This window comes from Halobacillus sp. A1-3 (genome assembly GCF_050971765.1).
Classification (GTDB): domain Bacteria; phylum Bacillota; class Bacilli; order Bacillales; family Halobacillaceae; genus Halobacillus; species Halobacillus mangrovi_B.
Genome location: NZ_JBPCEO010000002.1, coordinates 421,739 through 434,496 on the forward strand (window position 1 = coordinate 421,739; position 12,758 = coordinate 434,496).

At 40.1% G+C, this 12,758-nt stretch carries 14 protein-coding genes and 1 other annotated feature; of the genes, 6 read left to right on the forward strand and 8 right to left on the reverse strand.

Features of this window, described 5'->3' with window-relative positions; genetic code table 11:
- Nucleotides 1-2: 2 nt before the first annotated feature.
- Nucleotides 3-929: an oligopeptide ABC transporter permease gene (gene opp3b, locus ACRYKC_RS04950; RefSeq protein ID WP_433805584.1), complete on the reverse strand. Its 927-nt coding sequence runs from the start codon at nt 927-929 to the stop codon at nt 3-5.
- 172 nt (nt 930-1,101) lie between these two features.
- The gene (locus ACRYKC_RS04955) at nt 1,102-2,790 is read right to left on the reverse strand and encodes a peptide ABC transporter substrate-binding protein (protein WP_433805585.1); all 1,689 of its coding nucleotides are present in this window, start codon (nt 2,788-2,790) and stop codon (nt 1,102-1,104) included.
- Between the two features lie 405 nt (nt 2,791-3,195).
- Between ACRYKC_RS04955 and ACRYKC_RS04960 the strand changes: the two genes are divergently transcribed.
- On the forward strand, nt 3,196-3,567 hold the full coding sequence (locus ACRYKC_RS04960; RefSeq protein ID WP_085030491.1) for a DUF3899 domain-containing protein: 372 nt from the start codon (nt 3,196-3,198) through the stop codon (nt 3,565-3,567).
- Between the two features lie 53 nt (nt 3,568-3,620).
- Nucleotides 3,621-3,818: a binding site (T-box leader), on the forward strand.
- A 123-nt stretch (nt 3,819-3,941) separates the two neighbouring features.
- On the forward strand, nt 3,942-4,940 hold the full coding sequence (gene trpS, locus ACRYKC_RS04965) for a tryptophan--tRNA ligase (protein ID WP_433805587.1): 999 nt from the start codon (nt 3,942-3,944) through the stop codon (nt 4,938-4,940).
- A gap of 39 nt (nt 4,941-4,979) precedes the next feature.
- On the opposite strand, the gene ACRYKC_RS04970 is transcribed toward trpS, so the two are convergent.
- Together ACRYKC_RS04970 and ACRYKC_RS04975 are read right to left on the reverse strand one after the other, a co-directional pair.
- Nucleotides 4,980-5,741, reverse strand: a complete 762-nt coding sequence (locus ACRYKC_RS04970) for a YjbA family protein (RefSeq protein WP_433805589.1) — start codon at nt 5,739-5,741, stop codon at nt 4,980-4,982.
- Nucleotides 5,742-5,831: 90 nt separating this feature from the next.
- Entirely contained in the window at nt 5,832-6,032 is a 201-nt protein-coding gene (locus ACRYKC_RS04975) for a YuzI family membrane protein (RefSeq protein WP_433805591.1), read from the reverse strand.
- Between the two features lie 155 nt (nt 6,033-6,187).
- Here ACRYKC_RS04975 and ACRYKC_RS04980 point away from each other — a divergent pair, with 155 nt between their 5' ends.
- Complete coding sequence (locus ACRYKC_RS04980; protein ID WP_433805592.1) at nt 6,188-7,192, forward strand: LCP family protein; 1,005 nt, start codon at nt 6,188-6,190, stop codon at nt 7,190-7,192.
- 45 nt (nt 7,193-7,237) lie between these two features.
- Here ACRYKC_RS04980 and fabF read toward each other — a convergent pair whose 3' ends face one another.
- Both fabF and ACRYKC_RS04990 read right to left on the reverse strand, forming a co-directional pair.
- Entirely contained in the window at nt 7,238-8,479 is a 1,242-nt protein-coding gene (fabF, locus tag ACRYKC_RS04985; RefSeq protein ID WP_433805593.1) for a beta-ketoacyl-ACP synthase II, read from the reverse strand.
- A gap of 18 nt (nt 8,480-8,497) precedes the next feature.
- Nucleotides 8,498-9,430 carry a beta-ketoacyl-ACP synthase III gene (locus ACRYKC_RS04990; RefSeq protein ID WP_433805594.1) on the reverse strand — a complete coding sequence of 311 codons (933 nt, stop codon included), beginning with the start codon at nt 9,428-9,430 and terminating at the stop codon, nt 8,498-8,500.
- Nucleotides 9,431-9,598: 168 nt separating this feature from the next.
- On the opposite strand from ACRYKC_RS04990, the gene ACRYKC_RS04995 reads away from it, so the two are divergent.
- A complete protein-coding gene (locus tag ACRYKC_RS04995; RefSeq protein WP_433805595.1) occupies nt 9,599-9,781 on the forward strand; it encodes a hypothetical protein in 183 nt (60 codons plus the stop codon).
- A 29-nt stretch (nt 9,782-9,810) separates the two neighbouring features.
- Here the strand turns inward: ACRYKC_RS04995 and ACRYKC_RS05000 are convergent, their stop codons facing one another.
- Entirely contained in the window at nt 9,811-10,761 is a 951-nt protein-coding gene (locus ACRYKC_RS05000; protein ID WP_433805596.1) for a BMP family ABC transporter substrate-binding protein, read from the reverse strand.
- A 79-nt stretch (nt 10,762-10,840) separates the two neighbouring features.
- Nucleotides 10,841-11,380 (reverse strand): hypothetical protein, encoded by a 540-nt coding sequence (locus tag ACRYKC_RS05005; RefSeq protein ID WP_433805597.1) that lies wholly within the window; start codon nt 11,378-11,380, stop codon nt 10,841-10,843.
- A 139-nt stretch (nt 11,381-11,519) separates the two neighbouring features.
- Here ACRYKC_RS05005 and ACRYKC_RS05010 point away from each other — a divergent pair, with 139 nt between their 5' ends.
- On the forward strand, nt 11,520-11,696 hold the full coding sequence (locus ACRYKC_RS05010) for a YjzD family protein (RefSeq protein ID WP_085030499.1): 177 nt from the start codon (nt 11,520-11,522) through the stop codon (nt 11,694-11,696).
- 184 nt (nt 11,697-11,880) lie between these two features.
- Complete coding sequence (locus ACRYKC_RS05015) at nt 11,881-12,696, forward strand: undecaprenyl-diphosphate phosphatase (RefSeq protein ID WP_433805598.1); 816 nt, start codon at nt 11,881-11,883, stop codon at nt 12,694-12,696.
- Nucleotides 12,697-12,758 lie beyond the last annotated feature (62 nt).

Here is a 12,758-nt window from a genome sequence, read left to right on the forward strand (position 1 = left end):
TACTACTCTCCTTCTGCTAGTCGAATTCTTGGATCAATGACTCCGTAAAGAAGGTCAATGACCAGGATAATTAAGATGAAAAGGAATGCGATTAGTAACGTTGTACCCATAATGATCGGAAAGTCGTTTGTGTTAATCGCTTTTACGAACTGTTCACCAATTCCTGGAACGGCAAAAATGTTTTCAATAACAAGTGTACCTGTCATCAAACCGATAGCTAACGGGCCGAGCACTGTGATTAATGGAATCAAAGCGTTTCTAACACCGTGTTTAAATACGACGCCAAATTTATTGACACCTTTTGCACGTGCTGTCGTAATATAATCAGATCCCAAAACTTCTAGCATTTCAGTTCTCATAAAGCGGGCTGCAATTGCAATCGGGAAGATGGCCAACGCAACTGTTGGTAGGACGGTATGTGCCCATGTTCCCCATAATGCAACTGGGAACCAGCCTAACTTTACACCGACGAAATATTGCAAAATTCCTGCGAATACGAAGGAAGGAATAGATTTTCCTACAACGGCGATAAATGTAGAACCATAATCAAGAAAACCGTTGTGATAGATCGCTGATACAAGGCCGAGCAGCATGCCAAGAATTGTACCGATGACCATAGCTTGTACACCTAATGTCATAGATGGACCAATTCGCTCCATGATAATTGTTGTTACTTCTCTGTTGTCGAATTGGAACGAAATCCCTAAGTCACCCTGTGTAAGATTCACGATGTAGTTGAAATACTGAACAGGGACCGGGTCATCCAATCCGTACTTTTCTAATACGACCGCTTGTTGTTCTTCAGATAATTTATCTGCAGCACTTAGGGGAGTACCTGGTAGAAACTTCATTAAGAAGAACGTAAATGTAGCGATCAAAAACATCGTTATAACCATGTAGACCAAACGTTGAAGTATATAACGTGTCATATCAACACCTCCTGTTAAGTTAAACCCTATATCTCTATATTATGGAATTGACAGAAATTTGTCTATAATTAGAAAACTTTGTTTACAGGGAAAAAGAGAGCATACGCCAACTTGGACATATACTCTCCCCCCTATTAGCTAGCCTATATGCGGTTAAAACTACTTAAACCTATTATTTACCTTCGATATAAGCATGTTTGTAAGTGTAGTCAGGTCCCATTGGGTTAGTGATTACACCTTTAACATAAGGCTTCACAAGTTTAGCAGATGCACGTTGGTAAAGAGGTACTAGGACTGCATCTTCTTGGATCAATTTCTTCTCTGCTTCAAGGAAAGTTTCAAAACGCTCGACTGGTTTTTGAGCTAGCTCATTGTTAGCTTTCTCAATCATAGCGTCGTACTCTTCATTAGCGTAACCAGTCTTGTTGTTTCCGCCATCTGTAACCCACATGTTCAAGAACGTATTTGGATCGATGTAGTCAGGACCCCATCCAGCGTTTTGGATCTCATAGTCCATGCTTGTGTCACGATCAAGACGCTCTTTGAAAGGTACAGATTGTACATTTACAGTAAGACCTTCCAGTTGCTCAAGTTGGTCTTTAATGTAAGCATCAAGGTTTTTAGCAACTTCACTGTCTCCACCAAGGTAGTTCAATTCAATTGTATCTTGACCTAGCTCTTCTTTAGCTGTAGACCAAAGCTCTTGAGCTTTCTCTACGTTATATTCAACAAGGTCTCCGTTGATTTCACGGAAGTCTTCTCCAGACTCTGGGTGTTTAACAAAGTTCTTAGGAATATCACCGACAGCTGGAAGGGAACCGTTATTCAAGATAACGTCAACCATGCTTTGACGGTCAATAACCATTTGCATAGCTTTACGAGCGTTTACGTTAGCAAGAACGTCATTAGCTTCTTGGTTAAGCTTCAAGTAGAACAACACAGGCTCTTCTTCAACGATGAATTCTTCAGAAGAACGGTATTGGTCTACGAATTCAGCTGAAAGACCAGCACGATCTATTTCACCAGTTTCATACAAGTTAACAGCTGTAGCTGTATCTTTTACAACTTTAACATTGATCTTTTCAAGTTTTACGTTTTCAGCATCCCAATAATCTTCGTTTTTCTCTAGTGTCCAGCCTTCACCATGGTTCCACTCAGTCATCTTGAATGGTCCATTGAAAGTAAGTGTATCGGCTTCAAGTGCGTATTGATCACCTTGTTCCTCAACAAACTTTTTGTTCAGTGGAAGGAAAGTACCAAATGTTGTAAGAGACTCGAAGTATGGAATTGGTTTCTCTAGAGTTACTTCAAGCGTGTAATCATCTACTGCTTTAACACCAAGGTCTTCAACTGGTGCTTCACCATTAGCAATAGCTTCTGCGTTTTTAATAACGCCGCCCATCATGTATGGACCATATTCAGATCCAGTATCAGGGTTTACTGCACGCTGCCAAGCGTAAACGAAATCGTTTGCTGTGACAGGATCACCATTTGTCCATGTTGCATCTTCACGAAGATTGAAAGTCCATGTAAGAGCATCTTCACTTACCTCGTGATCTTTTGCAATCCCTGGTTCAGGTTTAGCATCCTCACCAAGACGATAAAGCCCGTCCATAGTGGAACCAAGGAATTGGAATGCAACTGCGTCAGTCGCTAGAGATGCATCCATTGTAGGAATCTCTGCGGAATCCGTAATATTAAGTACTTGCTCGCTGTCGCCAGCGGCTTCTTCAGTGTTTCCTTCGCCTTCGCCTTCTCCGCCTTCGGAGCCTGTGTTCTCTTCTCCGCCGCCGGAACAAGCAGCTAGGAACATGCTAAGTACTAGTGCGAGTACTAGCAATAACCAATTTGTCTTTTTCATGTAGAAAATGACCTCCCCTAAAAATTTTCAAAAAATTTAATGTGGAATTTTGTCCACATATCGAATTATACAAGTTTTCTAACTATTTTGCATTAATTTTTTTCTTATATTTCTGAGAATCCCCATCATTATTACGTTTCTGTGACACAAAACGTGACTTTTTACCCAGTTTATTTTACAATTAATTTGTCAAAAAATAATTAATTATAAACCTCTATGCATAAAAAAATAACAAGGTTTTTGTCATAACCTTGTTTTATCACGTTTAAACGTTAAAGTATGTGCATGAATCATTCAAATTTTTAATAAAATAGAATTTTCTGTTTATTAATATGGTTTACAATTCCTTCAAAACAAAAATCATGCTATAATATTTAATAGTTTTGATGGAAGGTGTGATACTTTTTGAGTCTATTGCGCAATAAATGGATAGTACTTTTGTTTAATGTAATGATCGTGACCCTGCTTTTCACTGTACTAGCGCCTGTTTATGATCTGTTTCATTACATTAACCAGTTGTTCTATATCGCTTATTTCTATCTATTTGTCGGCATTCTCCTTTGGGTCATCCGAGGTGGATTTTTTGACGCTATAACATACAGCTTTAGAAGATTTTCTAATAAGATGGCAAAACAAAAAGATTATTTGGATGATTGGAAGCAAAAGCCTTTGCCTTCTCAGACGATTGAGAAAAGCTGGTTGTCATTCTTTCTATTCCATGGCGCTATGTTAATGATTGGTTTACTTGCTTTACTTGCTGTTTACTACAATATGTAATGTACTTGTCAGCATAAATTATTTAGTTTATAATAATTCCCTAAATCAATAAGGTAAGAGCGATGAGGAAGAGAAAGTACTTTTAATGATATCTTTTCAGAGAGGCTGTGGACGGTGTGAACAGTCAAGAGCATTAGAAGGAAATGGGGCTTCTGAGCTTCAAATGACGTAAATCGGCGTTAACGATCATAAGCTGACTTTTCTAAATGAAAAGTAATTAGGGTGGCACCGCGGAATCATTCGTCCCTTCCATGTTTGGAAGCGATGAGTGATTTTTTTATGCTTTTATTGGTAATAATCAATCTAAAAAAGTCCTGTATCACTAATCCAAACAAGAGCTTAGGAAAAGAAAATAAAATAATGAGGTGAAGGAAATGAAGACGATTTTTTCAGGGATTCAACCTAGTGGCACATTGACATTGGGGAATTATTTGGGGGCAATGAAGCATTTTGTTGATTTACAGGATGAGCAGAAATGCTACTTCTGCATTGTTGACGAACATGCCATAACCGTGCCTCAAGATCGGCTGAAGTTGAGAGAAAATATTAAATCACTAGCTGCGTTATATTTAGCATCAGGGATTGATCCTAATAAATCCACGCTATTCATTCAATCTGAAGTTCCAGCACACACTCAGCTTGGTTGGATGTTACAATGTGTTAGCTATATTGGTGAACTAGAACGGATGACTCAATTTAAAGATAAATCAGCAGGAGGCAAAGAAGGAGTTACCTCTGGGTTACTGACCTACCCTCCACTAATGGCTTCTGATATTCTTCTATACAAAACGGATATTGTCCCTGTAGGAGAGGATCAGAAGCAGCACCTAGAGCTAACTCGTAATTTAGCTCAGCGATTTAACAATAAATACAATGACATTTTTACTGTTCCTGAAGTAAGCATCCCTAAAGTGGGGGCAAGGATCATGTCTCTTCAAGAGCCAACTAAGAAAATGAGTAAATCTGACTCCAATCAGAAAGCTTTCATTTCTATGTTGGATGATGAGAAGAAGATTATGAAGAAAGTGAAGAGCGCGGTTACAGATTCTGATGGGATTGTGAAATATGATAAAGATAACAAACCCGGCGTCGCTAACCTCCTTACGATCTACTCCATATGCGCTGGTATTTCTATTGAAGATTTAGAGATTAAATATAAAGGAAAAGGCTATGGAGAGTTTAAGCAGGATGTGGCTGAAGCTGTTATTGCCACGCTAAAGCCTATTCAAGATAGGTATCATGAGCTAATCAATTCAGAAGAACTGGACGATATCTTAGATAATGGTGCTGAACAAGCTTCCTATGAAGCAAACAAAATGCTTAGAAAAGCGAAAAAAGCCATGGGTCTGGGACGCGTGAAGAAAAACAAGTAACTTTTAACAACCAAAAGCCAGAATTGGGATGTTAGATCCTCAATTCTGGCTATTTAAATGATGTGATTTATGCTGATTTTCTCCCTGCCAAATCGTTTCAAAGAAAGGCTGGCCTTTAATAATTTTCCCACAAAGCTCTTCATGCAGAGGGCTCCATCCTTTGCATGTTCCTTCATACAAGCGATCCCATGCTTCTTCATTGGATAACTGTTTAATATGAGAATACTGACAAGGATCCCATTCTGTTAACCAATACCTGATCTCTTCTGGATGATCGGAATTTTTCAGTTGATCCAATGCCATCATAAGAAGCTGTTTTAATTGACGCTCTCTTCTCGTTAAACCTGACATTTTACCCGGTTCTAATGAAAGGATATGATGCTCTTTTGAAATGCTTTCTTCTATTATATAGCTTTCTGGATGTTTACCTTGCACCATTTCAAAAACTAAACGTTCTTGGCGGGGAATCAACCGACTCTTTTTAACGGGCAAGGTATACCCTAATGTATCAAACACAATGACATCTTTTCCGTTCGTGACTACCGCAGCATAATCAACTGTGTGTCTTTCTTGGTTTTTCTTCAAATACGTTTTCCGATGGATATCCTGTAATAGCGACATAGGTAAGTCTTGAAGATCATTTTCAATAAAATCGAAGAGTTCATCCGTAATGAACAACAGCGGAATCTGATCAATCAACTCTATCCCATCTTCTTTACGCCATTCATGAAATCTGCAAACGTTATACCCGTTCTCTTCTCCTTCAAACCAGTTCACCCATAGATCATGCATGTATAACATCTTGGCCCCTCACTTTCATTCACTGATCTCTTTAGGTTACATTATGACCAATACTGGCTTTTTTATTCTTTAGAACCATTATTTACTAAACTAATCTTTCATGAAAAAAAGAGCGACTGAAATGAGTAATATTCCAAGAGGAAAAAAATAACACTCAACTCTGGACTGAATCAGAATGAAAAACTCCCACCAGCTCAAGCCTGCAGGAACGAGGTTCAAATACGTAATCGTGACAGTTCCGCCAGCTACTGCAAGTCCGAATCCTGTTAGAAACAACATCCAATACCACATTGCCCATCCCTCCGGCCTGTCCTCCTACTGCTATCTTATGAGGGACAACCTTCTATCATGCGTGAGATTCCAATTGTTCTACCTCTTTACTTACATACCAATTAACGGTAAATTAATGATCAGAGAGAGAGATAGATTACGAAAGGATGATCGACTTGTCGAATTCACGCCGCCTGCGGAAAAAGCGTCAAAAAAAGAGAAAGCTCAAGCTTACTCTCGGCCTTTTCGCCCTCGCCATACTACTTACTTTGGGGTACTCCGGATTTGAGTATATATCCGGGAAACAGCAAGCACTCGGGAGTTCCAGTGCGGAAGCGGAAGAAAACAACCCCCTGGCCGAAACAACAAGCAAATATAAAGATTCTTTTAATGGCGTTGATAATAAAGATCACAAAGTAAATGTGCTTCTTCTTGGAATCGATCAAAGGGATAAAGAGCTCACTCGTACAGATACGATTATGATTGCCCAGTATGATACAAAAGCCGATACAGCAAAAATAGCTTCCCTTATGAGAGACACATATGTGAATATCCCTGATCATGGATACAACAAAATCAATGCAGCTTTTGCCATTGGCGGACCCGAATTGTTAAGGCAGACCATTTCTGAGAATTTCGGTATTGAGCTTGAATATTATTCGATCGTGGACTTCGAAGGTTTTACTCAAGTCATGGACACAGTTAGTCCTGAAGGATTAGAAGTAGATGTTGAAAAAGATATGTATTATAAATCACAGGGTGGTGCCACCCACATTGACTTAAAAGCAGGCACCCAGAACTTGAACGGAGAGGAATTGTTAGGATACGTCCGATACCGCAGTGACAACCAAGGCGACTACGGACGGGTGGAACGTCAACAAGAGGTGATTAATCTGTTAAAAGAAGAGATTTTCTCTATAAACGGTGTGTTAAAAGCTCCTAGATTGATCGGTACGCTGCAACCTTATATCGATACTAATATGGGAAGCGGAAAAATTCTTAAGCTCGGAAAGGAGTACTTGATAAATCCAGTTGAGAAAGTGGAGACGCTTAGAATACCTACAGATGATAATGTGTGGAATGAGCGGAAAGAATACCCGATTGGTCTTGTACTTGCTCATAATGAGGAGAAAACGAGAAAAACTCTACAAGATTATTTTGAGGAAGAAAAAAGCTCATAAATAAAACCCGATGTCTATAAAAAAGACATCGGGTTTTTCTATTTATTAATCCGTGTATTTTTGGAAAATAAGTGACGCATTGTGGCCGCCAAAACCTAAGGAGTTACTCATTACAGCATTCACTTCCTGTTTCCGGGCTTCATTTGGAACATAATCCAAATCACAATCAGGATCTGGTGTTTCGTAATTGATTGTTGGAGGCAAAATTCCTTCATTGATGGCTTTCATGGAAATGATAGCCTCTACTGCGCCAGCTGCTCCAAGAAGGTGCCCGGTCATAGATTTTGTTGAGGATATAGCAAGCTTCTCAGCATGATCCTGGAACACTGTTTTTGCAGCGTGCGTTTCGAATTTATCATTAAGCTCCGTTGAGGTACCATGAGCGTTCAAGTAGTCAATGGCACTCGGCTCAAGGTTTGCATCTTCAATTGCTTGTTTCATTGCACGTGCAGCACCGTCTCCTTCTGGTGCTGGAGAAGTGATGTGATAAGCATCACCAGTAGAGCCATATCCTGTCAGCTCACCGTAAATTTTCGCTCCGCGTTTTTTAGCAGACTCCAATGTTTCAAGAATAAGGATTCCAGCCCCTTCTCCCATAACAAATCCATCACGATTTTTATCAAACGGGCGGCTGGCTGTATTCGGGTCTTCATTCAGTGATAGCGCACGAGCTGCTGCGAATCCTGCGAAGGACATCTTATTCATTGGAGCTTCTGTACCACCTGCAACCATGATATCGGCATCTCCGCGCTGGATAACCCTAAACGCATCACCGATCGAGTTTGCTCCCGAAGAGCAAGCTGTCACGGTACATGAGTTAATCGCTTTTGCCCCTAGAGAAATAGATACTTGTCCAGCAGCCATATCAGGAATCATCATCGGAATGAAGAATGGACTTACACGACGATAGCCTTTCTTCTGGAAAGTTTCAAATTGGGACTCATACGTACCCATTCCGCCAATCCCAGAGCCGATCCACACCCCAGTTCGTTCTGCATTATCCTCATTAATTTCAAGACCTGCATCTTCAACCGCCATGTGGGAAGCAACCATAGCGTATTGTACAAATGGGTCCATACGTCGTGCATCTTTACGATCTACGTACTTTGATGCGTCAAAATCTTTCAATTCTGCTGCTACACTTACTGGATAGTCATCTTTATTCACTTTGGTAATTTCACCAATACCAGATTGACCACTCTTAATATTTCTCCACATTTCTTCTACTGAATTACCTACGGGAGTTACGGCTCCCATACCGGTAATTACGACACGTCGTTTATCCATTATTCCAAACCTCCTTGGTTACTTACCCCATCGAAGTGCAACGGCACCCCATGTGAGTCCGCCGCCGAATCCGACAAGAACTACTAGATCGTTATCTTTTATTTTACCTGCCTTTACGTCTTCTGACAAAGCAATTGGAATGGATGCAGAAGATGTATTTCCGTAACGCTTCACTTGGGTTGACATTTTCTCTTCAGGAATGCCAAGGCGTTGTCTTGCTGCTTCCATAATTCTTATGTTGGCCTGATGAGGAACCAAATAGTCGACATCCTGCTCACTCAAACCAATTTTCTTAACGACATTCACAGAAGACTCAGGCATTTGTCTAACAGCAAACTTAAACACTTCACGTCCGTTCATGAACAGCGTATCATCTTGATAAAGATATTGACCGCCGCTTCCGTCAGACCCTAATTCGGATGATAGGATCCCTTTATCATCACTGACGGGACCAATGACAGCCGCACCTGCACCATCACCGAACAGTACGCATGTATTACGGTCATTCCAATCAGTAATTTTAGATAGTTTCTCTACACCGACCACAAGAACATTCTTATAAGCATTAGTTTTGATGAATTGTTCAGCTGTAATCACACCGTACATAAAACCTGCACAGGCTGCACTCAAATCCATTGCTGCCACTTTCCGTGCACCTAAACGATGCTGAAGCATTGTAGCTACAGAAGGGAACGGCGTATCAGGAGTTACAGTTGCAACAAGGATCATATCCAGATCTTCGGCCTTCATGTTTGCATCCTCAAGTGCTTTTTGAGCTGCTTCGTAGGCCATATCTGACGTATCCATCTCATCTGAGGCTATTCTTCGCTCCTCAATCCCAGTACGTGTACGAATCCATTCATCACTAGTATCCACCATTTTCTCTAAATCTTTATTGGTCAGAACTTTTTCTGGAGCGTAGTGACCTACGCCTAGGAATCCTGCGTTCATATATTCATCCCCTTAAAGGTAATATCTAATATCAATTCTTATGACTTGGTACTAATTTTAATTCATATTATGGTTTTCTGCAAGTCTCCCCTATATTACTGAGAGGAGACTACTGCCCACAAGATCAGCCTTTTCAGCTCATATGATAGTCTGAGGGGGGGTGCACTCATGGCTGAAAGAAATCGTCCGCCGTTCGAGCAATTTTTCAATAACTTTCCAAATGGGAATAAAGGAAAGCAAGAACAGGAGCCTGCAAGCGTTGATTGGTCCGACTTAATTACAGAAGTATCGAAAACTTGGAAATCCATTTCTCCTATCGTCAAACCAATGATGGATAAATTCAAAAAATAAAATAGACTTCGTGTCAAAGCACACAAAGTCTATTCGTTGGGAAGCTTTCCAGTTTTCATATATTGTTCGATCCAATCATCCATCTGCTTTTGGAAAGATTCAGGGATTTCGGGGCTGTATTCGCCTAGTTTAATGGCCCCGTCCTGAAAGTCAAACGTTAGCGGTTTACCGGGAAGTTCTCCTTCTACAAATCGATCCATGGCCAGATTGTAAACCACGTCTACCTTTTGGACAGTGCTCGTCAACACCGTATTTTCTGCCACAGAAGATTGATCAGATACATAACCGATTGCGTAATGTCCATCCTTTTGAACTTCATTGATTACAGGAACATTAAAAATGTCTCCTGCAGGATAAAAGACATCGACCCCTTCTTCTTCCATCTGTTCATACAGCATCCGCGCTTTTTCCGTATTTTCCCAGCTGTTGGTATAAGCGATATGGACATCTGCTTCCGAATTTTGATACATAACACCCTCATAAAAACCTTCTATTTCTGGCTGCCATTCAAACGAAGCAATAATACCTATCAAATCCGCCTCTGTCATTTTTCCTGCAACCATACCTGCGAAGAATCCCATCGCATTAGCACTGAAATTCAAACTCGTCACATTTTCTGCCGAAAACTGACCATTAAAATAAATGAACTGAACATCTGGATATTGTTTATGAAGTTGTTGAAAATGTTTCCCATAAATGTTGCTGTGACCAAATATGATATTGACGCCTTTATTGACTAAATGATCGACAGCTTGAACAGTTTGGGAATAACTTTTTATTCCTTCTTTAAAGTATATATCCACTCCATACTCATCCTGAATGGATTGTAAACCTTTATATCCTTGCTGGCCCCAGGCTTGATCGTGAATGGTCGTTTCGACAAGCATTCCTACCCGATTGGCTTGCCCGTTCCCTGATATTTGATTGCATCCAGTTAGAAGCAATAGTAGAGAGAGGAATAAGACGTATAGTGTTCTCACGTTAAGCACTCCTAATATCGCACTACTTGTATCCTCCCTTATTCTACCTTGCTTTAACACTGAAAGTAAATGTGTATGTTTACATAAGTCCTAAAGAAAGGCTTAATTCGTGGCTTTTCCATACGGCTTCAACATTTCTTCTAATTTCGCCCTCTGACTTTGCCTGATCTATTCGTAAATCATGGTCTTTTCCAATAACAAGGAAGTCGCACACTTCATTTACAAAATCTGAAATGTACACGCCATTGTTCTTAAGAACCCATTGATATAAACCGTCTGAACTATGGATGTTTAACGCGGTAAGATCCATCCATTCTCCATATAGCTCAGGCATCTCTATTCGTTTTGTCAGTGATTTATCTGCCCCCTGCTGAATAATAAGAAGGCTGTCTTCTATATTCACTCGCCACTCCTCCGGACCCGTATGGAGATGCTTCTCTTTATCTATATGATTATAAAAATGTTGAAAATTACTATTCCGCCCTACGAACATATATAAATGGTCACAAAGAAGATCATCCATATGGTCGATACCGACAACTTCATAGCCCTCTTGAAGAAGGCCTGTACTGATATGATATCCAATCCAATGAAAGCATGGGGATACGGTGATCATCATCCATCCTTCCCTCCTTCCTCATCTTTCTCATTTTATTCGCCGCCCTATAGAATGATGTTTCTAAAAGCGATTTCATATTTCTTTTTATTAAGAGTTCTGATAAGATAGAAACAGAATGTGTAAAATGAGGTGAGTAGTGATGCGGATCATTTGGACTATGATTTGGGCCTTTTTATTAAGTGCTATGGCTGTATATGTCATCAGTAATATGTCTGGAGGCCACTTTGATTTCCTTCAAGTTATTATTCTGACGGTGCTTTTCACAATAGCTGCCGTAGTTCTTGGAGAAGGTGTCATAAAGGAAGAAGAGGCTTAATAGTAAATTCCTGAAGCGTTGCTATCAGAAGATGGCAGCGTTTTTTCGTTGGTTTAAACAAGTCTTATTACATACATGGATCATTTACGAATGAATATCTTGACTTATTGCACATAAAAATCAACTAGCGATATAGTAAGGCCATGCGTTTTTCACATACTGCCATTTAGGAGGACAAACATACATGGAAGAGATATGGATACTTCTTAAATACTTATTTCTTGGAATTTTCCAAGGGTTCACAGAACCTATTCCCATTTCGTCAAGTGGTCACTTAGTCATCTTACAAGATATCATTGGAATGGAATTTGACGGTTTACAATTCGAGGTCCTTGTGAACTTCGGTTCTTTAGTCGCTGTATTAATCGTTTATAGAGACGACTTAATGCGATTAACTAAGAACGGGATTGGCTATATAATCTCAAAGGATGACCGTCAGAAGGATGAGTTTGACTTTATTGTCTATTTGATCATCGGTACCATTCCTGCAGGTGTGTTAGGCATATTGCTTGGGGATGCGATTGAAGGATTATCTACAACTCAGACCGTTGGGATTACACTCATTATCACTGGTATTGCATTGTGGCTGATTCGAAACTTGCAAGGTAGAAAGGGAGAAGGTCAGCTCAACTGGAAAGATGCAACGATTGTCGGTTTAGGCCAGGCTGTGGCGCTTATTCCTGGCATCAGCCGTTCAGGAGCAACCATTGTAGCTGCCATGTTTTTAGGAATGAAGCGTGAAACGGCACTGCGTTTTTCTTTTCTGTTGTACATTCCAGTCAGCTTAGGTACGATGCTCTTGTCTATTGAAGAATTGGTTGCCAGCGCGGATTCAGCTGGGATATGGATGGGATATACGATCGCATTTCTTGGATCTGTGGTAGCCTCCTATTTTTCTTTAAAATGGTTTATGAACGTTATGGAAAAAGGGAAGCTCAAATACTTTGCTTACTATTGCTTTATAGTAGGTGGGTTAGTATTACTCGTTGTCTTACTTTAAAGATAACTTCACTACAGATATATAAATTTTCCTTAAGGGAGCTAGTCGCATAAAGTTGACTA

Excerpts from the sequence above, each read along its gene's own strand:
- ACRYKC_RS04990 (WP_433805594.1), bottom strand. The coding sequence starts at position 9,430 with ATGAACGCAGGATTCCTAGGCGTAGGTCACTACGCTCCAGAAAAAGTT.
- ACRYKC_RS05015 (WP_433805598.1), top strand. The coding sequence starts at position 11,881 with ATGGAAGAGATATGGATACTTCTTAAATACTTATTTCTTGGAATTTTC.
- ACRYKC_RS04995 (WP_433805595.1), top strand. The coding sequence starts at position 9,599 with ATGGCTGAAAGAAATCGTCCGCCGTTCGAGCAATTTTTCAATAACTTT.
- fabF (WP_433805593.1), bottom strand. The coding sequence starts at position 8,479 with ATGGATAAACGACGTGTCGTAATTACCGGTATGGGAGCCGTAACTCCC.
- ACRYKC_RS05005 (WP_433805597.1), bottom strand. The coding sequence starts at position 11,380 with ATGATGATCACCGTATCCCCATGCTTTCATTGGATTGGATATCATATC.
- opp3b (WP_433805584.1), bottom strand. The coding sequence starts at position 929 with ATGACACGTTATATACTTCAACGTTTGGTCTACATGGTTATAACGATG.
- ACRYKC_RS05010 (WP_085030499.1), top strand. The coding sequence starts at position 11,520 with ATGCGGATCATTTGGACTATGATTTGGGCCTTTTTATTAAGTGCTATG.
- ACRYKC_RS04975 (WP_433805591.1), bottom strand. The coding sequence starts at position 6,032 with ATGTGGTATTGGATGTTGTTTCTAACAGGATTCGGACTTGCAGTAGCT.
- trpS (WP_433805587.1), top strand. The coding sequence starts at position 3,942 with ATGAAGACGATTTTTTCAGGGATTCAACCTAGTGGCACATTGACATTG.
- ACRYKC_RS04955 (WP_433805585.1), bottom strand. The coding sequence starts at position 2,790 with ATGAAAAAGACAAATTGGTTATTGCTAGTACTCGCACTAGTACTTAGC.
- ACRYKC_RS04970 (WP_433805589.1), bottom strand. The coding sequence starts at position 5,741 with ATGTTATACATGCATGATCTATGGGTGAACTGGTTTGAAGGAGAAGAG.